This is a genomic window from Shewanella waksmanii (assembly GCF_043643685.1).
GTDB classification, from domain to species: domain Bacteria; phylum Pseudomonadota; class Gammaproteobacteria; order Enterobacterales; family Shewanellaceae; genus Shewanella; species Shewanella waksmanii_A.
On sequence record NZ_JBHZSN010000006.1, the window covers coordinates 245887 to 270065 of the forward strand.

At 44.2% G+C, this 24179-nt stretch carries 20 protein-coding genes; 7 read left to right on the top strand and 13 right to left on the bottom strand.

Annotated elements, in window-relative coordinates:
* Window positions 1–313 precede the first annotated feature (313 nt).
* Window positions 314–742 (top strand): glutaredoxin family protein, encoded by a 429-nt coding sequence (locus tag ACHUFW_RS11720; protein WP_394203243.1) that lies wholly within the window; start codon window positions 314–316, stop codon window positions 740–742.
* Window positions 743–826: 84 nt separating this feature from the next.
* On the opposite strand, the gene ACHUFW_RS11725 is transcribed toward ACHUFW_RS11720, so the two are convergent.
* Window positions 827–2335 carry a diguanylate cyclase domain-containing protein gene (locus ACHUFW_RS11725; protein ID WP_394203245.1) on the bottom strand — a complete coding sequence of 503 codons (1509 nt, stop codon included), beginning with the start codon at window positions 2333–2335 and terminating at the stop codon, window positions 827–829.
* 371 nt (window positions 2336–2706) lie between these two features.
* Here ACHUFW_RS11725 and ACHUFW_RS11730 point away from each other — a divergent pair, with 371 nt between their 5' ends.
* Both ACHUFW_RS11730 and ACHUFW_RS11735 read left to right on the top strand, forming a co-directional pair.
* The gene (locus ACHUFW_RS11730; RefSeq protein ID WP_394203247.1) at window positions 2707–3366 is read left to right on the top strand and encodes a DNA-J related domain-containing protein; all 660 of its coding nucleotides are present in this window, start codon (window positions 2707–2709) and stop codon (window positions 3364–3366) included.
* Window positions 3367–3528: 162 nt separating this feature from the next.
* A complete protein-coding gene (locus ACHUFW_RS11735; protein ID WP_394203248.1) occupies window positions 3529–4191 on the top strand; it encodes a thiol:disulfide interchange protein DsbA/DsbL in 663 nt (220 codons plus the stop codon).
* A gap of 20 nt (window positions 4192–4211) precedes the next feature.
* Here ACHUFW_RS11735 and ACHUFW_RS11740 read toward each other — a convergent pair whose 3' ends face one another.
* The 6 genes from ACHUFW_RS11740 to ACHUFW_RS11765 all read right to left on the bottom strand — a co-directional run bounded on the left by ACHUFW_RS11740 (window position 4212) and on the right by ACHUFW_RS11765 (window position 11180).
* Complete coding sequence (locus tag ACHUFW_RS11740; RefSeq protein ID WP_394203250.1) at window positions 4212–5273, bottom strand: glycosyltransferase family 4 protein; 1062 nt, start codon at window positions 5271–5273, stop codon at window positions 4212–4214.
* A gap of 289 nt (window positions 5274–5562) precedes the next feature.
* Entirely contained in the window at window positions 5563–6099 is a 537-nt protein-coding gene (locus ACHUFW_RS11745) for a cytochrome b/b6 domain-containing protein (RefSeq protein ID WP_394203252.1), read from the bottom strand.
* Between the two features lie 34 nt (window positions 6100–6133).
* Complete coding sequence (hemG, locus tag ACHUFW_RS11750) at window positions 6134–6655, bottom strand: menaquinone-dependent protoporphyrinogen IX dehydrogenase (protein ID WP_394203254.1); 522 nt, start codon at window positions 6653–6655, stop codon at window positions 6134–6136.
* Between the two features lie 194 nt (window positions 6656–6849).
* A complete protein-coding gene (locus ACHUFW_RS11755; RefSeq protein ID WP_394203412.1) occupies window positions 6850–8430 on the bottom strand; it encodes a di-heme oxidoredictase family protein in 1581 nt (526 codons plus the stop codon).
* 157 nt (window positions 8431–8587) lie between these two features.
* Window positions 8588–9745 (bottom strand): imelysin family protein, encoded by a 1158-nt coding sequence (locus ACHUFW_RS11760; RefSeq protein WP_394203256.1) that lies wholly within the window; start codon window positions 9743–9745, stop codon window positions 8588–8590.
* Between the two features lie 46 nt (window positions 9746–9791).
* Window positions 9792–11180 (bottom strand): porin family protein, encoded by a 1389-nt coding sequence (locus ACHUFW_RS11765; protein WP_394203258.1) that lies wholly within the window; start codon window positions 11178–11180, stop codon window positions 9792–9794.
* 304 nt (window positions 11181–11484) lie between these two features.
* On the opposite strand from ACHUFW_RS11765, the gene ACHUFW_RS11770 reads away from it, so the two are divergent.
* Window positions 11485–12654 carry an MFS transporter gene (locus tag ACHUFW_RS11770; protein WP_394203260.1) on the top strand — a complete coding sequence of 390 codons (1170 nt, stop codon included), beginning with the start codon at window positions 11485–11487 and terminating at the stop codon, window positions 12652–12654.
* A 101-nt stretch (window positions 12655–12755) separates the two neighbouring features.
* Window positions 12756–13586, top strand: coding sequence for a TIGR03899 family protein (locus ACHUFW_RS11775; RefSeq protein ID WP_394203262.1), 831 nt, complete (start codon window positions 12756–12758; stop codon window positions 13584–13586).
* Here ACHUFW_RS11775 and cobA read toward each other — a convergent pair.
* On the bottom strand, window positions 13576–14397 hold the full coding sequence (gene cobA, locus ACHUFW_RS11780) for a uroporphyrinogen-III C-methyltransferase (RefSeq protein ID WP_394203263.1): 822 nt from the start codon (window positions 14395–14397) through the stop codon (window positions 13576–13578). The two genes, ACHUFW_RS11775 and cobA, sit on opposite strands and share 11 nt — an antisense overlap.
* Before the next feature lie 235 nt (window positions 14398–14632).
* Here cobA and ACHUFW_RS11785 point away from each other — a divergent pair, with 235 nt between their 5' ends.
* Window positions 14633–16081 carry a S41 family peptidase gene (locus ACHUFW_RS11785; protein ID WP_394203265.1) on the top strand — a complete coding sequence of 483 codons (1449 nt, stop codon included), beginning with the start codon at window positions 14633–14635 and terminating at the stop codon, window positions 16079–16081.
* A gap of 2 nt (window positions 16082–16083) precedes the next feature.
* On the top strand, window positions 16084–16614 hold the full coding sequence (locus tag ACHUFW_RS11790; RefSeq protein ID WP_394203267.1) for a peroxiredoxin family protein: 531 nt from the start codon (window positions 16084–16086) through the stop codon (window positions 16612–16614).
* Window positions 16615–16648: 34 nt separating this feature from the next.
* On the opposite strand, the gene ACHUFW_RS11795 is transcribed toward ACHUFW_RS11790, so the two are convergent.
* The 5 genes from ACHUFW_RS11795 to ACHUFW_RS11815 all read right to left on the bottom strand — a co-directional run bounded on the left by ACHUFW_RS11795 (window position 16649) and on the right by ACHUFW_RS11815 (window position 24123).
* Complete coding sequence (locus ACHUFW_RS11795; protein ID WP_394203268.1) at window positions 16649–17068, bottom strand: DUF3010 family protein; 420 nt, start codon at window positions 17066–17068, stop codon at window positions 16649–16651.
* A 302-nt stretch (window positions 17069–17370) separates the two neighbouring features.
* Complete coding sequence (locus ACHUFW_RS11800; protein ID WP_394203269.1) at window positions 17371–19092, bottom strand: hypothetical protein; 1722 nt, start codon at window positions 19090–19092, stop codon at window positions 17371–17373.
* Between the two features lie 705 nt (window positions 19093–19797).
* Complete coding sequence (locus ACHUFW_RS11805; RefSeq protein WP_394203270.1) at window positions 19798–20550, bottom strand: phosphoadenylyl-sulfate reductase; 753 nt, start codon at window positions 20548–20550, stop codon at window positions 19798–19800.
* Window positions 20543–22276 carry an assimilatory sulfite reductase (NADPH) hemoprotein subunit gene (gene cysI, locus ACHUFW_RS11810; protein ID WP_394203272.1) on the bottom strand — a complete coding sequence of 578 codons (1734 nt, stop codon included), beginning with the start codon at window positions 22274–22276 and terminating at the stop codon, window positions 20543–20545. The genes ACHUFW_RS11805 and cysI overlap by 8 nt, the downstream gene beginning before the upstream one ends.
* 59 nt (window positions 22277–22335) lie before the next feature.
* Entirely contained in the window at window positions 22336–24123 is a 1788-nt protein-coding gene (locus ACHUFW_RS11815) for an assimilatory sulfite reductase (NADPH) flavoprotein subunit (protein WP_394203274.1), read from the bottom strand.
* Between the last annotated feature and the right edge of the window lie 56 nt (window positions 24124–24179).

A 24179-nucleotide genomic window follows, 5' to 3' on the forward strand; every position in this document is an offset into this window, starting at 1 on the left:
CTCAAGCGCTGCCACACACTGTGTAAGCTGCGTGTAGCAGAAAGCCCTAAATGACCAGCAGTACTTTACACATATTTTTAATTTTCATTTTCTCACTCTCTATTATTTCTAATTGGAGAAATTGATTTATTACTCAGCGCCATAACCAACGATAATAGCAATTAAATATTATCTACGTGTTTATACACCCCCTTAAAAGTATATAAGACACAGTGTTCATCAATCCGGCCAAATATAGTAAAAAAGAACTATTGGCCGACCATATTTGCTCATTTAAAGTGGAAGAGATAATAATTAATTTCATGGAATGAATATGAGTAACACTGACAATCTAACTAAACCCCATCCTAGCGTATCGGTTATTAAGAACATCATCTCTTATACATTATGTTTAGCATTAGGCTTGGCACTAGGATATGGGGCTTTACACGGCTACAAGTGGCTTACAACTCCAACACCTGTTGTGGTAGGTGACTACTCTCAACATTTTGAGTTTTCAGATAAACCGGTCATTATGTATGGCACGGATTGGTGCCCAGTATGTGCAAATACTCGAGATTATTTTGCCGCAAATAACATCAGCTATACTGAATTTAATCCAGAAAAAGACCAGCAAGCTCAGCAAAGATTTACCGAGCTCTCCGCAAACGCTTACCCGGTAATTATTATAGGTAACAAGCGCATCATCGGATTAAACATTCCCGAGGTGGAACTAGCGTTAAAGGAGCACTCTTTACTTTAAAGCAACTCAACTTCTTTGATGATAACTATTGATGAAAAAGGCTAAATAGAAGCTGATCACTAAACACTGTTTGTTCTCATAGCACTATGCCACACCTTGCTCAACCAAGTCAGGTGCTGGCGGCACATGATAGTGAATGCCATTACGGCCATTTTCTTTAGCTTGGTACAACGCGGCATCGGCTAACGCAATCAAATCTTCGATATGATTAGCCGTTGTCGGTATCATTGCGGCAACACCGATACTCACCGTCACAAAGTCACTGGTTATTGCCGCCGAATGTGGGATCTGTAATGCTTCCACCGCCTCTAAACAGCGCTGTGCCGGAATGGAATTATCCCGTGTATGGGGTAACAACAATACAAACTCTTCACCACCATATCGCGCAATAAAGTCACTTTTACGATTTAAGCTCTGTTCGATCGTTTGTGCGACACGTTTTAAGCATTTGTCCCCTTCAAGATGACCATAGGTGTCATTGAAGGACTTGAAGTGGTCGACATCTAGCATCATCAAAGTAATGCAGCGCTTTGATTGTATAGCTTCATTCCAAACCGTCTCATACCTTTGCTCAAAGTGGCGTCGATTGGCGAGGCCCGTTAGTCCGTCTGTCTGTGAAAGCAATTCTAACTGTCGTTTCGCTTTGTAGAGATCTAAAGTCCGCTGCTGAACTTCTTGTTCAACCAATTCTGTTCTGCGACGCATAGTGACGTAATAGCCCGCAGCCAACAACACAAACAAGCTGCCACATATACCAACAACATAAGGTAACTCACTTCGATGACCAGCAATATACTCAAAACTTGGACGGGCAATAAGACTCCAACGCCGCTGGGCAAAAGGGGTTAACTGGCGTTGATATTCAAATGACTCAACTCCATGACCGCCATGCTCATCCCCTAAATGTAAAGTTAGTAAGGTTTCAACAAGCGGGTTTGTATGATCTTTGAGGGTAAAGTGAATGCCTTTACTAGCGGTGCGCTGCACAGCACGATTAAACATTTCATCCACTTTAAGGCTTAATGCTGCCACGCCAAAATTTTGCGCTCTTCTAGACGGGGTATCTACAGGCTCGCCACGATAGGCGGGGATAAACACTTTGATGCCCAGTTTACTGCTATTAGTTAATTTGCTTAAGCTAGCCACCACTTGATCTAAATCGACAGCCTGACTAATCGCATTGGCGTAAGCCGAGTGACTCAACAAATCATAGCCAGTGATAAGCTCGTTATCACTGGCTAAGGAAGCCAAATAGGTTACAGGGTAATGCTCTTGACCTCCCCCAGATGTCTTTGAGGCCCACTGCAGGAAATCAATATCTTGGTGTCTGAGTAAATAAGGCGCAGCAATTTTATTAAACTCTGCTGCGGTGACATTATCGGAACTTTCAAATAAGCCTTTAAGCGCATATAGCACTTCGACATTGAGCAGTACTTCCCGCTCAAGCGCAGCAGCTTTATCATCTACATCCTGCTGGAATTCTATGGTAATTGCGCGAGTTTCTTTGTCATAAACCCAACTCGCCATCAACGCAGTGATAGAGAAACCGATTAATAACCATACTATCAGTAATGCCCAACGCCAACGGCCCACGTTATGCTTCCCTAGCTAAAGATGAATGAAATAGTTGATACTTTTTCCTACCAACGAAACAACATACCATAATTAAATTCCTCATCGCTACTCTAGCAAAGACTATGACCGCGATAACAACAGGTTAATTTCACGAAAGTAATAACCTTTTATGCTGGCTTACCACATATTGAAAAAATATGTGGCTATAAATCCCCGTTAATTCCGCATATGCAATTAACTCAACGGCCAACAAATAAACTCATAAATCATCATTATTAAACAGGTATAGCGGCGAGCAAATATTGTGTTTAAGCACAAAGATTAATACTTGCGTTCAACACAAGCTGTGTCATAGTAGAAATTATCACCAGTTATCTAGAGTCTCGTTTATGCTTTTAGCCAAACCAGCCTACACAGAAGCTAGGCTAGCTGATAACACCAAAGCAGATAAAGTCTGTCATATCAAAGGCGACAACCCACTTATTTGGCCTTTGCTCAGTTTGCTACAAGCAAGTAATAAAAGCTGGAAGGTCCATCACCTCGCTGCCGAACTACAAAAAAAAGGTTTAATGCAGGATTTAGATAGTCACCCCGAAAAAGCCTTATTTAAGCGCAACTTTTTACTGATGAATGCCCTTTTTAACCTGCAGTCTATTCTATTACCCAATAGTTACTTGCAGGTTAAGTCAATGGAGATTCAAATTTTTCGCATACTGCCGAACGACCTTAGCCAGCAACTATCCAGTGATGATGCCCTAAGAGACTATTACTTAGATTGGCATAACTACGATACCTGCCCTAACGTAATCCAAGAGATGTTAGCGTCATTTTGGAGTCGCTATGAAGATTACATCGGTGCCAATCCTGCCAATATGCACCCAAGCCATGCATTAAGGGTTTTCGAACTCGATAATAACGCATCTGATAAAGACATTAGTAAGCAATGGCGTCGGCTGGCATTAAAGTGGCATCCAGATAGAGAGGGGGGCGACCCGATAAAATTTAAGCAAGTTTGTGAAGCATGGCAAACTTTACGACGGAACTTATGAGATCCCTGCAAATATTTGTCACAGGTCACATGCAAAACACTGCCATTTCAGGCAACTTCAGTCATACTTAAGCTTTCGCTATTATGCTAAATATCATAGAGGTTTGCGTTAAATTTAGGTTACAACTACCTGGGCAAACCTTACACACTTGAGGACAGTAGCTTGATTAAATACATTGCATTAGCTTTAACATTGGCCGTAGCACCATTAAGCGGTTTTGCCGCCCAGTTCATTGAAGGAAAACACTTCACCACTGTAACGAATAAAGCGCCTAGTGCAGAGCCTAAACTTACCGAGTTTTTCTCTTTTTATTGCCATAACTGTTTCAACATGGAAACTCAGTTCTTGGGCGATATCAAGGCCAACCTGCATGAGTCTGTCAGCTTCGACAACAAGCACGTTGACTTTATGAATAGTGATATTGGCACTGAAGTCATGCGCTCACTAGCGGTGATTCAAGAAGCGAATTTAGGCGACAAGATGACTCATGCCATGTTCGCAGCGATTCAAGGTGAAGAAGGCGCCCACGGTCACAACCATAATCATGACCACAGCGCCCATGACAAGCCTGAAATCAACAATCGTGACGACATCAAAAAAGTCTTCGCTGACAACGGCTTTGACATCAGCAAATACGATGCTATTGCTGATAGCAAAGCAGTAGATGATAAAATCGACCTATGGCGCATGCAGCAGCGTGAATTCCGTGTACAAAGCGTTCCAGCCTTCATCGTTAACGACAAGTATGCTGTTAACATGGGCCAAATCCGCACCTTAGGTGAGCTCATTGACCTCATTAACTACCTTGCGGTAGAGCACAAGTAAAACACGATAAAAAAGCGCCGTTAAGGCGCTTTTTTTATATCTGCTAATACCAGACGCCAACGTTGAATTAACGCCGGCCAACTTTGAGCTACTCGCTTTCTCGCCACATCGGATAAAGCTATGCTTTGCTGTTGACTATCCAATTGATTTAGCACCTGAGTTAATGTTGCCGCCATCGCAACAGGTGTCATCGCGGTAAAGCGAGGCCAGCTTTCAAGTAAATTTGCTGCGTTCAAGTAATCAAGCTGCTCTGGCAAGCCATCGGCTATCGATATAATTACAGGCTTGCCCGCCAATAAGGATTCTAAGCACGTTAGCCCAAAAGGCTCCCATCGAGAGGGTACTGCCACCATATCAACTTGATCTAAAAACTGGCCAATATCATCAACTTTTCCAATAAACTCAATATTGTCATTCTCATCAGCAAGGGCTTGTAACTGCCCTAGCTGCGGCCCTTCACCCGCAAGTTTTAGCTGCACAACTTGTGGATCCATTAACGTCATCGCTTGGACCAATAAATCGAAGCCCTTTTGCTGATTGAAGCGACCATACGCACCTATCACCAACGGCGCTGCTAACGGTTTTGGCGGTAATTCAAGCAGGGGCAACCTTTGACAACTTTGGCCAACAAAACGCAACTTTTTATCACTAACCAATTGTTGCTCTAAAAGCCATAAACGTTGAGAAACTGAGATACAAAGTAGCTGATCGACACAGCGATACATTAACTTCAGCATCCTATAAAATCGCTTCGGTGATTTGACATTATGTTGCACAAACCCGCGACTATAATGATGCTCCTGCAAGGCAATACGGCCGCGAAATAGCATTCGCAGTAGTCCAGTAAATAATAGTCGCCACCAGTTCGCAGAATAGTGAATACAGATCATATCTGCATTTTGTTGTTTTATTTTTTTGAACGCTTGCAGCCACTGGCCGACAGAATCAAAACTAAGACGCTGAATAACAAACTGATAGTCTTTAGCTAGGTCGCTGTTTGTCAAACTAGACAAAGCAACATTAACGCCCCCCATGGAAAAATCATCAACAAGGTGTAAAACCTTAAGTTTTTGCTCGCTCATACTGGCTTTCCTTTAGCTCAGAACTCGATGATATTAAATCCCAGAAAGACCAATAATTACCTAGCCTTCATTTGCTAATGTAGCATAATTTACGATAAAGGCTTTAGGTAATGACAATAAAAAAGGTAGCAATTACAGCTACCTTTATACCGTTACCTATCAATAGTAAAACAGAAATATACAGTGGAATATTGACGTTATCAAAGTGGTTTTGGCCACCAATCAGTTCACGTAAATTTAGCCAGAGAATCCTTTTGAACAATCACTATCTAAGACTGAACAAAGTAACCTAGTTACGGATAAAATCCAGCAAGTGCAGCGCAGCGAAAATGACATGAAAAATCAAGAACACAATTAAGCTTTTTGCCGCAATAATATGGTAACTTCGCCACATCAGCGCATCAGCGCTACCTTGAAGCACAAACCACATAAGACCAGTGACACTCACTGCGGCGAGAATCAACATCCCAATCCCTTCAACACAACTGAACAACCCACTGCCACCAGCTTGGGGCAAATGCCCTTTAAACAGGCCCTTAAAATCATTACTCAGTTGCGAGAAATCCATCGCCAGCCAAGGAAAATATTGACGCCACTTGTTACCAATAATGTTGGTAACCAAAAAGGTCATCGCTATCACACAAGTCAACAGACCCAAGTAAACATGTGACAAGTCCCAAAATGACGCATTGGCACGCAAAGCTCTGCCCATCATCAGATAACCGCTAGTACCCAATAAATACAAACACAACACAATCAATAATTGATGCTGACGAACCTGATATGCCGCGATTACCTTGCTAACCACCGAATGCTTTTTCGCCATAGGAGTCCTTGATATTGTCTAAGTGGTTTAACCGTTACAATGCACTTAATTGATCAGCGTATCGATCGACTTTTTGCCAATCAGTATACTCCACATTGGTGTGGGCATCGGTTGGCCCTTTGGTGATCCACATAATGAAACGAATGATATTGCGATCCATTGCATTGTAACCTTGATAATTTAGGTTGCCGCCAAACACTTCAAGCAATTTAGGTTGCCATTGAGATTTAGCCAAGAAAGCTTGCATATAAGGATTGGTTTCTGGCGTATTTTTTGCGGGCTTGCGCGCCACTAAACTCACAGAGAAAAAGCTGCTTGGCTTTTGTTCGAGCACAGTTTGATGTTCAGTAATGAAGTCGTAAACACTGGGGTTATGCTTACCATGGCGGATACTTGCACCTAGTACCAATTTATCAAATTCATCTAATGCCGGTACGTCATCAATCGATGCCGTTGTCACCTGATGGCCTTGCTGCGCAAGTTTATCAGCTAAGTAGTTGGTAACTTTGAGGGTCTGACCATGCACACTCGAATAAATAATTAAAAATTTGCTCACTCGCGCCTCTGAAAAATTAGCTAATATCGATAGATTAATCATAATGGATATTAGCAATTATTTACTTGAATCAGATCACGAGCAACCCTAGAGATAATAGCGTTAATTTAATCTTTATCACATAACGCTATCAATTAAGGCAATAGCGCTGAGCCAACAGTGTGTTAGCCCAGCGTAGCGCTTAGTAGAACGCCTTAAAGCGACATCACAAAAGCAATGAGCTGTTGCCGCTCTGCCGCGGTTAGCTCCATGAACTTATCCGTGCTATTTTGCGCTTCCCCGCCATGCCACAGTATCGCCTCTTCGATAGTCGCAGCGCGGCCATCATGTAAAAAGCCAGCTTGCGGGTTTACCGTTTGCGTTAACCCTATCCCCCACAACGGTCGTGTACGCCACTCTTGTCCGTCAGCAAGAAAATCAGGACGATTGTCTGCTAAGCCTTCTCCCATATCATGCAGCAACATGTCGGTAAACGGATAGATCGTTTGCCCCTTAAGGCCTGCTATCATCTCTCCTCCGCCGATCTGCCCTTGGGACTTGGTGACGAATTTAGGTTGATGACAGCCGCTACAGTTTATTTCACTAAACAGTCGTGCCCCTTCACGTACATCAGCATCTTGCACATTACGCCGTGCAGGAACAGCTAAAGTTTCAGCATAAAACACCACTGAATCACTAAACGCTGCATCGGCTTCCGGTGCACCATTTTCATCACTTCCTGTATCAACAAATCCGGTGCGCGTTAAGTAACTATCATGCAATGACGTACCGACGATGCTTTCATCTGGAAATAACGGGTTGGTAATGCCAATATCCCCACGCAGTGCACCCAAAGATTGCACTCTCACACTCGGTGTGTTGGCTTTCCAACCAAAACGCCCCAGCGATACAGGGTTAGGATCACCATCCTGTGCCTTTACCGCATCAAACACGTAGTTCGCCCGACCAGAAATGCCATCTTGGTTACTATCATCCTCATCGACAAGAGCTAGAATATCCGCCTCAGGAATCGCTTCTAGCAAACCTAAACCAAATACCGGCATACCATTTCGCCAGCCCATAAGTACATCATCTTGCAAAAGGTTTGAAGTAACATTGGCACTTTGTTTTGTCTCCCCAGGGGCGTCATAGGGGTTTTCTACCTCAAATAACGGCTTTTTCAAGGTCACTGTATGGCCATCAGGGTATGTAACTTGGTGAGTTTCATAGGAGAGATACACATCAGCTTGGCCACCAAAGTGATTCTGCTGCCAATCAGGCCGTGCTTGAAGCACACCCCGGTGGAATAGTTGTCCACCAAAATCTGGCACCGGAATAGGTGCGCAATAGTTATTACTTGGTGTCCCCTCTATACAAGGTTCGTCGGCGGCCAAACTAATCCGCAAAAAGATGCCAGCATCCGACCCCAATTTCACTCGCGTTTCACCGACAGGAATTAATGGTGTTGAATTGCGACCATCTCTTTGATGGCAAGAGTTGCAGTCCGCATTATTAAATACAGGCCCTAGGCCATCAAGATCAGGATGCTCAAGATTGGGTGCGGTGGTAAAAGCGGTTTCAAAGCCTAAATCACCCGCTAGATGTAGCTCAAGTTCCGCTGCTGTTAAATTGGGCGCAGGCGTAGAAAACCCATGACCTGATGCCGCTGCATCATAGGTGGTAGTCTCGCCACCTAATGCTACAACATCAGTAAAATCTGGATATGTCACTTCAGGTTCAGGGTTGACAGGTTCGGTGACATCATCTCCAGAACCTCCACAACCACTTAGCACCATAAAGATACTAAATGCCGCTGTGGCATTGGTGAGTGAACGATGACGGGTTAGTTTCATGCTTTATATACTCTTTCAAGAATTAGGAAACCACTTGTAAACCATATAAAAATCATGGTTATACAAGCAAAAAAAGGGGCCAAGGCCCCTTTAATTAACATTAGATATTCCAGTCCTGTAGAAGAGGCAGCACATCTGACTCTAAACTTGTCTGTAACTTGGTTAAGGAATCAACCGCAGTTTGTACCCGCGCTCGACCGTCTTCATCTAAAATCGCCTGCCTAAATGGCATATCATTAGGTCCAGCAATGGCTTGAATTTTAATAATCGCATCATCAATTTCACTGCCAATACGTGCCGCTAGCGCTTCATCTGCTGCGGCAACAAAGTCGACAATACCTTGCTTGTCCGCTTGACCAGTCAACTCACCTTGGTAGACATTTCTCACCCCAATAATGTTATCACTAAAGTCGGTTAGCGAATTCCAAGAGTATTGAGACTCCACTTTTGACGTATCTGCATCATTGACTGTCGCGCCAAACGGATCGGCAATTTTACCGTTACCCACTTCATCAACAATGCCAATCATGCCATTAATTAACTCCTCAATAACCCCCACTTGCGAAGCATAGAACGTATTGCCATCACTACCTGGATTTTTCACCAGTACTGCATATGCTTGCCCTTGCTGACCATCGTGGCTCAGCTGCCACGCGTCATCTAAGGTTTTGGTATAATCACGAAAAACTTCCGCCAAGCCCATCAAGTAGTCACGCTCTGTGGCCGTCAAATCAGCAATATCCTTTTCATTGTCAGCGACACCGTCGCCAAACAACAGGTATTCCATGGTGTGAAACCCTTGAACATCATCATTCCAGCCTTTGATAGTATCGGCATCAAAACCCGTATTGGTGGCTAGTACGGTGGTTAGGTCAGTGGTATTGAGTGGCCAGCTATCAAGATGCGGATCAATGCCTAATGAATCAACCGGGCCAAAAATATGCGACTCTCCCTGCTCCCAAGGTTGACGTGCCGCTTTCCATGCCTGCTGGGCTGCGATTAAGTTTGCTTGAGTTGGCGTCGCAACTAAGGTTTGTGTCGCTGCAAGCATGGCTTCACCTTGAGCGGCTAATGCCGCATATCCTGCGACAATCACATCGTCGGTCAAATTAGTAATCATCTCATCAGCAGTAAAAGTAAAGCCTGTTTCAGGTACAACGGGGTCAGTGGTGTTATTGTCACTACTACCTGAACCGCCACAAGCAGATAATGTTGAGATTAGGGCAGCAGCGATAGCTGAGTATTTAATCGTGTTCATGTTAAAGCTCCAAAATAAGTTTGTATCAACCTTACGAAACAGGCTGTTAAAGAGAGAATTGGTAACCGACGCCTAATGCAAAAAAGTTGGTATCAGGAATTGCGGCGACGGCCACTTGTTGACGCCCACCTTCGGCTTTGATGACAATTTCGGGTATGGGTGAGTAATTAACACCAATGCTGGTCCAAGTGTTTTCATAACGTTTAGATGCGGTACCAGTTTCGACCTGTTTTAAAGGGTTGGAATAATCTAAGTTGGCAAATACCGTTAATGGAATGGCGCTGAAATGACTTAGATCTATGCCAGCCTCAACAAAAAAAGCTTCTGACTCTGAGCCCAGTTGTGCAAAATTTCCAGGCTTCAAACCCGGCGTGGTTTTATTGGCTTGAGTGATTGCATCGGCATCGCTCAAGGTGCCATAAAGGTATTGCCCTCTCAGAATCCAGGGCCCCTCAACATAGGCACCAGATAGCGCAAGAATCGATACCGTGCCGTCGCCCGTTACCTTGTTACTCTTGTGGCGGTTACCTGTAGTATTGCCATAGTAATAAGCGACTCCGGCTGCAAACCCAGGCTGCTTAAAGTTGCCATAATCTAAACGCAGTGCATAAGCCAAATCATCAGCATTTACATGCTCAAAGCGTTTTTGGTGCCCCGAAGCAACCCAGTCATAAGTGCGAAAATACTCTGAATTCAAGCCACTGACGATCTGAGCTTGATAATGAAAGTTAGCTAATTCACCGAAGATGCCGATTCCCGTTTCATTCCACACTGCTGGCATCATCGCCGCTTCACTTCGATGACGTAGCACGGTGAGATATTGATCAGGCTTGTGTAAAATACTCGACAGCCCGATAGGCAAATGGATATTACCGAATTTCACCCCAAACGCTGAATTAGGGCGATAGCGAATTTGTGCTTTTTCAATCATCACTTCGCCACCGGCTTCTACTTCAGATTCAAATTCACCAAATTCATCAAAACCGTCATATTCTAGTGCGGTACCTGTACCCCCATGTTCATACTCAATTTCAATTTCGATGTCCCATTCATCATTGAATTGGTAGCCAAATTCAGTAACGATTCGCTCTAGATCAAAGCGAGAGCGACGCTCTGGTGAGGTATCTTGGACATTTTCATAGTATTCATCACTGGTATAGTTCACCGTACCGTATGACTTGAAAGAAAACTGACTCCATGGGCTCTCACTCGTGCCACTGTTATGAGTGTCGTGCTTTTGCGGTTTAGTCTCGATCTGTTGTGCTTGTTGCTCTTGCTGTGCTGCTAGCACTGCCAAATCTTGCTTTAACTTAGCAAGTTCAGCCTCCTGCCTTGCTATCGCTTTTTCAAGCTCAGCAGGATCTGCCGCTTTAACACTGCTTATGGAACAAGCACTTGCAATGCATATTCCGAGCAAAGTTAATCTTGTGTTCATATTTTTTCTCCGCTGTAAAACAGCTCCCCCTAAAAAACTCACACAAAATATTAGAAATGAGAACGATTTGCATTAATATTTACAATAAACTTTACAAAATAATTACAGATGTCTCCGCAGCTATCAGCATATGAATCTACCAAAAAACGCAAGATGCCTATCATTCCTATTGGGTGAGCTAACGCAGATGGATATAGAAAAAACAAATAAAATCAAGAAATAACAAGTTGACCTTTAAATTATATTTGGGCCAACAGCCCTAAATCAGCTAGACTGGACACCTTAATATTTGATGGATTGGGAAATGCAAAGGACACCACAAGCATTGTTGTTATGGATGACATTTATCATGTCATTGGTTTTTTCAGTCTGGCAGGTATTGCTCAATAACTTCGTCATAGAACGAGCCGCTTTTACTGGCGCCGAAATCGGCCTTTTGCAGAGTTTACGCGAAGTCCCAGGCTTTCTTGCCTTTACCGCCATCTTCGTACTCATCGTATTAAAAGAACAAAGTTTCGCTTTAATCTCTTTAGCCGTGCTCAGTATTGGTGTGGCAATAACCGGCTTTTTTCCTTCTGCTTTAGGCTTGTATTTAACCACCATATTAATGTCGGTCGGCTTTCACTACTTTGAAACCATCAACCAATCACTCACCTTGCAATGGGTTGATAAGCAAGATACTGCTGGGTTTATGGGTAAAGCAATGGCATGGAAAGCGGCGGCAGCCCTAACAGGCTATGGCAGTATTTGGATATTAATGACATGGCTGAAATTTGATTATGTCTATATGTATGCCTTCATAGGTGCACTTGGGTTGCTGATGGTTGCTATCCTCCATGTTAATTTCCCGCGATTTCCAGAAGGCGAAGCACAACATAAGAAAATTATTCTGCGTCAGAAGTACTGGCTCTACTATCTATTGACCTTTTTTTCCGGCGCTAGAAGGCAAATATTTATGGTCTTTGCGGGGTTCATGATGGTTGAAAAATTTGGTTATAGCGTCAGCCAAATCACCGCACTTTTCTTAATCAACTACGTGGTGAACTTGCTGTTTGCCCCAGCCTTAGGCAGATTCATCGGCCGAATTGGCGAGCGCCGTGCACTCACTATCGAGTATGTCGGACTGATTATTGTTTTCGTCAGCTATGCCTTTGTAAGCCATCCCTACATTGCCGCCGGTTTATACGTGATTGACCATTTGTTATTCGCAATGGCAATTGCAATGAAAACCTACTTTCAAAAAATCGCTGATAAACAAGATATTGCAGCAACGATGTCGGTGAGCTTTACAATTAATCATATTGCTGCCGTGGTGATCCCTGCATTACTGGGTATATTATGGCTATATTCACCCAGCATGGTATTTTTCATCGGCGCTGGCTTTGCATTATGTTCACTGATACTGGCGCGTAATATTCCACTTACGCCTACACCAGAGTACCGTGTCTGCTGGCCAGCTAATACAACAAAATAGTCATAACTATGCCACTTTGACTATTTTTTACTGTTCAATGCCGGATGTTATCACTATTATTTTGTCTAATAACCTACGATCTATTTGAGTATTAACACACCATGGCTGACACTGTCGTTTCTAACAAAAAAGAGCAAACCTCTGAGGTGTCAGCGCGCAAAAAAGCGCTATTGTTGGGCAGAAAACTAGGCTTAGCGAGCGAAGAAGGTTACCGCGCATCTCAAGCATCTATTGCCGAGCGAGCAGAGCATCGTCAACGCAAGTTAGCCAGTCAGTACCAGGCAAACCTGGAGTCTGTATACACCATCGCCCTCGCTAACACGCCGTCTGAAGTCACGGGCTCAGATTTAGACCCTGATTGGGTACATCAATTTTTTCAGCTTGCCGAGCAAATCCATAACCGCAAAATGCAGGAATTATGGGGAAAAATATTAGCCCATGAAATCACCTCACCCGGTCACTTCAGCCTGCGGACGCTAACCACGCTCAAACAGCTGACCCACAAAGAAGCGCAGCTCTTTGAGAAAGTGCTGGCGATGGCGATTAAAATCAATAGTGAGTCGCGACATAAATTGATTATTGGTTATCGCTATGCCGGTGGGATAGGAAAGTTATTTAGAAAAACAGATGCTATCAATATCGGTTTATCGCAGTTTGGCTTACCTTATTCAACGATCTTAACACTCATTGACGCAGGTATCTTGCACCGCAGTGAGTTTGAAACCGGGCTGCTTAATAGCAAAACCCCCATCAGTTTTACTCTACAAGAGCGTAAAATGACACTGACCCCCAAAGGTGGGCATCTATTATTTAACTATTATCGGCTGACCCCCATTGGTGAAGAACTCGCCCAACTGGTGCGCCCTTCTGCCGATGTCGAGTACAGCAAAGCGCTAAAAGCGCTTTTTGCCAAAGATTTTATTATAGATTAAGGCTTAATGCAGCTAAGTCATTGACCTGAGATGAATCAGCATCAGGCTTAAACCAGTTGAGCGAATCCGCTAACTCGACGACTTCGCCAATAATCATCAGAGCCGGCATCTTCAATTGAGGATCTGCAGCCAACTTATCTAGTTCACTGAGTTTACCAATAAACTGTCGTTGAGATTGTGTTGTGGCCTTAGACACAATTGCCACTGGGGTATCTGCAGATCTGCCAGCTTGAATCAAGCCTTGCTTGATAAGCTCTGCATTTAAAATACCCATATAGATGACTAATGTATGATTAGCTTTAGCATGGCTTTGCCAATCCATTGGGCGACTTTCCAGCTTGCAGTGGCCAGTGATAAAGGTGACACCTTGGGAGTAATCTCTGTGGGTTAATGGGATACCCGCATAGGCAGCTGTGCCACTTGCAGCAGTAATGCCGGGAACCACCTCAAACTGGACACCTGCCTCAACCAGCGAATCTAACTCTTCGCCACCACGACCAAAAATAAATGGATCACCACCTTTAAGTCGAACTACATTTTTACGTGTATAGGCTTTGGTCACCAACAATTGGTTGATCTCTTCTTGCGCCGCACTGTGTTTACCTGCACGCTTACCCACTGCAATACGTTCAGCATCGCTAGGTACCAAAGCCATAATATCATCGCTCACTAGGGCATCAAATAACACCACATCTGCTTGCTGCAATACTCGATAGGCTTTGACTGTGAGTAATTCGACATCGCCAGGACCTGCACCAACAAGCCACACTTTGCCCACGGCCTGTTGACCCTGTAATGTGATAAGTTCCATATATAATTCCTGACGAAAATTCTTCAGCCTAATATAGCCACTTTCTTATAATTAAAAAAATAGATAAAAATTAAAATTTATTCCATTTAGTTATTAGCTGATAGGATTAGCAAATTGCGTCGATTTGAAGGATACTCAGTCTATTGACTCATTACAGACATAGCCTAGCTAAGCGGTTGATTGCAAAGTTGAAGGCGATGATTTTGGACAAAGCGTATATGAGGTAAGGAGCGTAATGCAATTTGGTGCTAAAACTATCATCAACGTCTTTGGTGCAGCCCTTCTCATCAGTACTGTCGCGCTTGGCGTCATAAGCTTACAAGGTGATTGGGTCAATACGCACCTCAGCCCTTATCAGGCCAACAAAGACCTGAGTAACCTGTCGCAGCAAATCTCCGCTCACTCTGCCATCGCCGCAATTGATCCTGCAAGGCTTGAACGGGTTAACAAAGCAATCGAGCAATATAAAAAGACGTTAACGCGACAAGTCAGTGTGGTTGAGTTTGCTCCTGCAGTGCAAAAAATCCTTGCACAGTTAAATGATATCAATGCCGATATCGCCATAAGCCATAATGATAAACAGCTACCAGTGCACATTCGCTACATGGATAGTCAATATATGGCGCTCAGTAGCCATACTGAGTTGCAAGACCCAGCATTTCCTTACTTAACACACATTGATGGCCTGCCAATTAACTATTGGCTGAATGCTGCAATGCGTTATCTTGCTATCGATTTACATCAAGATAACCAAGCCCTATTAGCTGAGCTTGCCCATATACCGCAACTACGACGAGAAATAGGTACCAGAGCCAGCGAGCATGTTAACCTCACTCTATTCGATGGTCACCAAAGTAAGACAATAACCTTGCCGCTGATTGACGGCGATCGGCCACCCTACTTGCCATTTAAAGCCAGCAGAATACTAAAGTCTGAGTTACACAATGTGATTGAGGTCAGTGACTTTGACCAGTTTGCATATGACAAAGCTTTCAGGCAGGCGATAAAACAAAGCCTACTGACACCTTTAACTATTCTAGATCTACGCAGGGCTAAAGGCAGCGATTCAGGACTGACTCAATATCTTGCTAACCACTATGGCATGCAAAGCTATTCAGGAGTACAACCGCCTGTTGCGATTGCACGGTATCGGCTTAACAATAAATTACGCGCTGATTACCTACAAAGCAGGCACTTCTTACCACTGAATCAGTTTTCTGGTTTTGAACAGCTCAACCTTAGTACCGCAATACAAGCAGTAAAGGCCACACAAACCGAGCTGTTTAGCCAATGGTATGCACGTAAAGCTCCATATAGCCAAATCAAAATCAACCCGCTGCCCAGCCAAAATCGTCCAGGTAAATTAGCCCTGCTAATCGGTCCCCACTGCAAAGGTGAATGCCAATGGCTAGTACATATGGCTCAAGGGTGGCCAAAGGTGGTGTTGGTTGGTCAACCAACGCGGGGGAATTTTGATTTAAGCTATCGCTTTACTTTACCAAAAAGTGATATAAGAGTGAGTTTATCTAATAGTGCAGTATATAACTTACATGGCAAGCAGATAAGCGGCGTCGCTACCTACCCCGATATCACATTGGCATTAGATGACGGCGTTAACTGGACAGGTTTAGTTAAGACTATCGAAGGTTTTACCTCAGGACCTTACCTAATAGACAAGGAATAAGAATGAGAAAATTAACAATATTACTCGCTAGCGTCGGCTACTTTTTACTGTCAATGACGGCCCAGGCCACTGATTTACAAGTCGGTGATAAAGCCCCTGATTTTCGTCTACAAGCCACCGATGGCCATTATTATCAATTAAAAGATTACTTGGGCAAGCAAACCTTAGTTCTGGCTTGGTACCCAATGGCAAATACCCGAGGTTGCACACTAGAGTGCCGCTCACTAGTCAGAGATGGTCATTTAATTCGAGAATATAATGCGGTTTACATGATGGCGAGTGTTGATGATCTCGAGGATAACCAAGCCTTCGCCAAGCAAGAAAAAGCCGATTTCCCGATGTTGAGTGATCCAAGCAAAGCCACCGCGAAAGCTTATGATGTCCTCAACTTAGTCCGTGTGGCTAGCCGAGTGACTTTTTATATCGGCAAAGATGGCACCATTCTAAAAATAGATGATGACATCAACCCAGAAACGGCGGCTCAAGATATCGCTGCAACCCTAGCGGCTTTGCAAATAGACAAAGCAAGTTAAAGACAAAGCGAGTTAGTCATTGGCCTTATGTCGATTAACCTGCGAGTAGGCCTTCAAATGCCAGATCGAAAGCCTTGCCCATATCGACGGTTTTCGGTCTAGCAACTTTTAATCCAGAGCATCGCTTATCAGTGGCTCTAAGCGTTGCTGGGTGGACAAACTCAACGGGCACTTTCACACTTGCCAATATCACGCCTTCCAATATAAAAGTACCTGCCCCACCAGCACCTTGGCCAGTTGTCGCTCGTCGATTAACAATCAATTTCTGTGTCCCTGCTTGCTCAAGGTAGCTAGACAGCTGCTGAATAAAGTGTGCCACATCACTTTGTGATGGCGCTTTAGCAATAGACAGTTTATTGGTATCACTGTCAGCAACCGCATAATCTTCGCGGTTGCCAGTTAAAGTGACGAGTCTTGCCTCATTGGCTTTAAGTAAAATGCCTGTGGTGATCATAGTTTCTCCAAATAATGCCAATCAGTGTAAAGGTTTGGGGCAGTTTAGCGAATTTGAATGGCTAAAAGGTATAATTGCCAGGGCGTTTTAACACAGCATCCAAGCTACTAAAGTTCGCCAAACATGATGAGTAGATAACGAGTTATACCAATCGGCAGAGGAGCATTTAATGACCTTGTCTCAAAAGCGCTAAACTCTCGCTGGGCGATCACATCTTTATGCCGATTGGTTTTAAGCTGATTGACATAAAGCCCTAGCAAACAAAAGCGCTTACTAGGGCCTTAAGTGACAGATAAAGATACCTATTTCGCGTTCGATTGCATCAATGAGTCCATCACAATGCCATGCTCATTAATATCCATATCGAAAGTGATTGCCATATTATAGTACTGAAAGTCTTGTAACTCTGGTGGAATAGGCTCACCACTCATCTCTAACATAGCCATTATGGGCGCTAGCATTCTTTGGTAATCAGCAGAAACGCTCATCAAGCCATTATTAGTAACCGCTTCATTTTTGAGGCCATTGGCCACCTTTTCACTTGCCTCACCGGTGTAGATCACCAAATGCTGACCTTTAACCGCTAACTTCGCATCCACGCCATATGCTGCAGGCACTTGCATTGCTTGATTCAGTGATATCGGTGTGCCATCGGCTGGTACGTTCACGTGAGCTAACTCAGGAACAAACGGTTTAACCATATTGAGCAGCATTAACGGATCATCTGCCGATAGCGTCATGATAGCATCGACTTGTCCAAATGGAGATTGGCTGTCATCTTCATTCAGTTGATAATCAATCAAACCTAGGCTCACGCCTTTAACACCATTGGCCATGCCGGTAAACATACCAAGCATTGCGGGGCTCTGTTGATTCATTTGCCACTGCATTTGCTGTAGCGGCTCACATTGATATTCTGGCTGTAAAAACTCGTTCCAAATGGTGGTCACTGCAGGGACGAATTCATTGACATCGATACCCAGTCCCATTGAAAAGGTACTGGCTGTAACATTCTGTGAGTAACTAGGCAAGAAACCGCGCAGTTTACTTAGCGCACCAAGCATGGTTTGATTGTTGCTTTCTATCACAGTACTAAAATTCAACGTGCTTTGCTTTGAATTAATATCTAGTTGGTTATACCCCATGACTGTACGCGGCCAGTTGCTGGCTATTGCGCTCAGATCCTTGTGGCACTCTGGTGTTCGTAACTCATAAAGCGGGTCATCTCCCACTAATTTGAACAACTTAGTCAACTGTGATGCTAACTGGTTACCATCTGTCGTGGTCAATGCTGTAATAAGCTGTTGATGATCGATATAGCTCAAGCCTGTTTTTAAGAAGCCATGGCGTGCATATAATTCATCTATCAGGCCAGAATCGGCGATAGAAACCTCAGGTTTTGTCAAACCTAAGGCGGTATCAAGCAATGCCGGCTCTGCAAAGCTCGCATCCAAAGTGATGGTCAGCATATTATTATCAATTGCGACTACCACATCCAGTTGCTCATCATCCTGAGGTTGTGTTAACCGATAAGCGCGATAACTTAATTGTTGACGTTGCTGCTTAATATGGCTGACACCACTTTGCTGCTCCGCCTTATCCAACACATCCCAAATCGCTTGCGGGTTATCCAGTTCAATTTTAGCGACCGGTAAAGCACCCAGCATATAAAAATAGCTACGGCCGCTATCAGGCATACCAAAAGTGTCAACAAACGCCTGACCACTAGCACTGGCCTGCGCATAACTGTTCGTTAGGCTTGCAAGAAACTGAGCCATAGGCTCAGGACTTAAGGCCAGCTCATCAGCAAACGCCTTAATGGACGGCATCTGACTTGTTGACATTGTGTCGATATAGTCTTTGATTGGGAAAGGCGCTGTTTGTACCGCCAACATAGGAGTGTCAGCAGGAATATGCCCCAGCATATCATCACCACCACCGAGATTATTACCACCTTGTTGCGACACAACATAGGCACCAACACCTAAAGCAATGACTGCGCCGCCAATTAACACCTTGTTCATTCATTCTTCCCTTTATTTTCTACTTGTTGCAGTGGTTTAAAAATGTCCACGGTCGTTACCTTTTTAAACATCTCGATGCTCAACATCCATGCCTAATAATAACAACTTGGGGGTTCCGTGGAGGATTGCTGAAGGGACTATACTACGATAGCAGCGAAATAAGTACGCCTAACGTGATAAATTTCAAAGTGAAATTGTTACAAAGCGCAGAGTAGAGAATGCCATTAGATTCGCTCTGCTCCTGGGCAGCGGCGTGCTGCCCAGGAGGGAGAGGCTTATGATTGTACAAGCGCTAGCAAGTCAATCAAATACCCAAGGCATCGCCTTGTTGTTAGTTTTATGCAACCAACGCCTCTGCCTGCTAAACCATCCACATTATGCTGGAGGAAGATGACAATCTAGCCAGGCTCAAATTTAAGCCTAAAACAGAATGGTGCCTTAAAACCACCTACGGGAACCTAAGACTATAGAACAAAAAAACACCTTGTGCATAACTCTGTGTAAAAAAATGTAAAACTTTTCTTGCCCGCGATTACAAGCCAAGTCATAAGCAGCGTAAGATACTGTTAAATAATGCTTTTCAAAGCGTCACCTCAAGCCACACCAAGTGGTACCTCAGTACTACTTGAGACCATAAAAAAGCACCGACAATATCAGTGCTTTAATCGTGCTTTTTTTGAGGGCGATGTCGTAAAACCGATTGGGCTAAATCTCATAATGCAAACCGCACTCTCTTTTCATACCGTTAAAGCGAGTTTCTTCTTCACTCATGCCTAACTCAAGGGGTTTAGTAGAATGAGTATCACCAACTGAAACGTAGCCTTTTTCCCACAACGGATGATAGGGAAGATCGTTTTCAGTCAAATACTCATGTACTTGTTTATTGTTCCATTCAATGATTGGCAACAGCTTATAACGCCCACCGGTAATCGCCAATATAGGTAGACCTTCACGGGTACTAGATTGACTGTGACGCAATCCGGCAAACCAAGTGGTTACCTGCAACTCTTCAAGAGCACGTTGCATCGGTACCACTTTGTTCATCCGGTTATACTCTTCCAAACCGTCAAGCCCCTGCTCCCATAAACGGCCAAAGCGTGCTTCTTGCCAAGCATTGCTCATTGGCGAGCGGTATACTTTAAGGTTCAGCTTTAATCGCTCCGTTAACTGATCAATAAACTGATAAGTTTCAGGAAACAAATAACCGGTATCAGTCAATATCACCGGAATATCGGCTTGCTGCTGCGTCATAAGGTGCAACATTACCGCACCTTGAATGCCGAAACTTGATGATAGCGCATGGGTGCCTGGTAGATACTTTAGCCCCCAGGTCACTCGTTCTTGAGGCGACAATTGCCCAAGAAACTCATTAATGCGTTTAAGCTCAATATCCTGCTCAACTTTAGGCGCAGATAATAGCGCCTTAAGTTCGTCAGCAGTGATCACGGAATCAACCATGAAAGTCCTTAGCGGCGTCATTAACCGCCTTCACGACACCAATACGCACCGTGAAGTTACCAAAAGTTTCACCAGCTTCACGCTCTGCGATATAACGAGCAAACAAGCTGTCAAGTTCAGAGAGAATCTCAGCTTCCTGAATATTTTCTCTGTAAAGCTTGTTTAATCGAGTACCTTCAAAGCTGGCACCGAGATAAAGGTTATAGCGTCCTGGCGCTTTACCTACTAATCCAATTTCTGCTGCAAACGGCCGCGCACAGCCATTGGGACAGCCTGTCATCCTGACAACGATACCCTGATCAATGAAGCCATGTTTTTCCTGCAAGGCTTCTACTTTAGAAATAAAGTCGGGGAAGTAGCGCTCAGCTTCGGCCATCGCCAATGCACAGGTTGGCAAAGCAACACAGGCTATGGAGTGGCCGCGAGTTTCAGAGATAAGCTTCCCCATCAAGCCGTGGCTGCGAGCAATATCTTCAATCTGCTGTTTGTCCTGCTCATCGACACTGGCAATAATGATATTTTGGTTAGAGGTCATTCTAAAATCGCCTTTGTGTACTAATGCGATTTCCCTCAACCCAGTTTGCAGTGGCTGCCCAGGCAGGTCTTTAATACGCCCACCCTCAATAAATAGGGTTAAGTGCCACTTATTATCAACGCCTTGAATCCAACCATAACGGTCACCGCGATCACCAATAATCACATCTCGCTTTGGCTCAAACTTCACACCTGCGCGCTTTTCAACTTCTGCTTTAAACGCATCAAAGCCATGTTTCACAATGGTGTACTTCAAACGAGATTGTTTACGATCAACACGGTTACCCCAGTCTCGCTGGACTTTGAGCACCGCTTCGGCAAATTTCAGCGTATCTTCTGCCTTAATAAAGCCAAAATCGTCAGCAAGGCGTGGGAAGGTTTCAACCTCACCGTGGGTAGAGCCCATGCCACCGCCAGCAACTAAATTAAATCCAACCAGCTCGCCTTGCTCTGCAACAGCAATGAACCCTAGATCATTGGTGTAAACGTCAACATCGTTATCTGGTGGAACTGCTACAGCCATTTTGAATTTACGAGGTAAGTAAGTTTTACCATATACCGGCTCAACTTCGGTACCTTCGCTAACAGCGACTTTATCGTCACCTAACCAGATTTCTGCATAGGCTTTGGTACGTGGCAAATAGTTATCAGATAACTTCTTTGCCCAGTAATACGCCTGCTGATGCAACTTAGATTCAACCGGATTAGGGTTACACATCACGTTGCGGTTTACATCGCCGCAAGCCGCAATGGAATCTAACGCTTCTTTATCTAAATCTTGAATCAAGGTTTTCAAATTACGCTTTGGAATACCATGATATTGAAACGTCTGCCTGGTGGTTAATCGAATACTATTTGAGCTGGTTAATGTAGACGCAATTTTATCGACACCCAGCCATTGCTTTGGTGAGCATACTCCACCTGCCACGCGAGCACGCAACATAAAGCTATACAAAGGCTCTAGTTTTTGCTCTTTTCTTTCATTACGTAAATCACGATCATCTTGTTGATAAAAGCCGTGAAACTTAATCAACTGCTGATCACCTTCACTGAATGATCCTGTTAAAGATGTATCTAACCCTTCTTCAATCCCGCCACGTAGATAATTACTGTCGGTTTTGAGATATTCATTTACTGATAGCTTTTGCTCGCTCATGGCTATTGCCTCACTCTCGCTTGTACCGATTAACATCCATACAAGACTATTGTTCTTATTAAATTTTTATGATGTGCTTCGTATTCATCGGTACGTTAGTACACATCTTTCTGATAGCGTTTTTCGCTACGTAATGTCGCTAAGAAAGCTTCGGCCTCTTCCTCGCTTTTACTGCCATACTTAGCCACTAAATCGACCAATGCTTGATGCACATCTTTTGCCATACGCTCGGCATCACCACATACGTAAATATGCGCGCCAGCCTCCAGCCACTGCCACAGGGTTTCACCTTGCTCAGCAATGCGATGTTGAACATAAATCTTATGGGCTTGATCACGAGAAAATGCAGAGTCTAGACGACTCAAGGTGCCATCTTTTAAATACTGCTGCCATTCAGTTTGGTAGAGGAAGTCTTGTTCAAAATGAGGGTTACCAAAGAATAACCAACTATCGCCGGTGTTCCCTAAAGCACTGCGTTCTTGCATGAAAGATCTAAATGGTGCAACACCGGTACCAGGGCCAATCATGATCACTGGCGTTTGCGGATTTTCAGGTAAACGGAAGTGGTTATTTGGCTCTACATATACCTTCACTTCAGCACCTTCTTCGCTTTCAGCTAAGAAACGAGAAGCCCCGCCAAAACGCGCAACACCTTCGCGCTCATCTTCAACCAATGCCACCGTCAGATGCACTTCAGACTCTACATCACTTTGCGCTGACGCAATCGAGTAAAGACGCGGGGTGATCGGGCGCAATAACTCAACAAGTTGGAATGCGGTAATCTCAACAGGGTATTGAGCAACTAGATCAGCAAGTTGATGGTTTAGCACAAACTGGCGTAACTGTTCTCGGTCTTCGCTCAATGCTGTTAACTGTTCATCACCACTAAGTTGCGCCCAGCCTTGAACCAGCGATGGGTGGATTTGGGTAATTTCTCGGTGACTAATTAGTGCCTGCCGTAACGTTAACTGCTCATCCTTAATGGTCACGCTTTCGTCAGCATCTAAACTTAACTTGTTGATGATTTCATCAACTAAATCTTCAGCATTACTGAACCAAACACCTAATGCATCACCGGGCTGATAACTCAGTTCTGATTCACCTAAATCGATTTCAACATGACGCACATCACGATCAGAGTCTCGGCCAGTGAGTTTTTGGCTAACCAGTAGTTCGGCGGTATAAGGTTTTTGCTTACTGTACATTTGGGTACTGGAGGCTGCACTACCGATAGATACCACATTAGCGCTGCTCGTTGAGCTCGCTATCAAAGGCTTCACGGCTTCGAGTACGGTTTGCTGCCACTGCTCGGCATTTGACTCATAGTCAACATCACATTCAACCATTGGCGCTAATGCTTTGGCACCCAACGCCGACAGACGCTGGTCAAAATCTTTACCGGTTTGACAGAAAAACTCATAACTAGAGTCACCCAATGCCAACACCGAATAATGTAGATTATCTAACTTAGGTGCGCGTTTTGATGCTAAGAATTTATGTAGCTCAATGGCATCATCAGGGGCTTCCCCTTCACCGTGGGTGCTAACAACAGCCAGTAACAGAGTTTCCTGCTTTAATTGGCGGACTTTGTAGTCAGCCATAGAGATCAAGTTGACTGCGTAACCTTGTTCCTGAGCTTTTTGAGCCAAGTCGGTTGCCACACCACGACCATTACCAGTCTGACTGCCATATAAAATCGTTAGTGTTTGTTCAGGCGCACTCTCGGTTGTTGCGGCAGCGCCACCCAATTCTGCGCTGGCGGATAGATAGCCACTCACCCAAGCCAATTGCACGGCGCTGAGTTCTGCGGTGAGTTGCTTAAGCTTATCCACTTGTCCTGGAGACAGCGGAGAAGCCAGTGATGATAGCTCTTTTAACAACATGAGGACGGCCCTGTATCAGTGTAATTGAGTTAGCTTAGCCGTTAGCATGAAAAGCA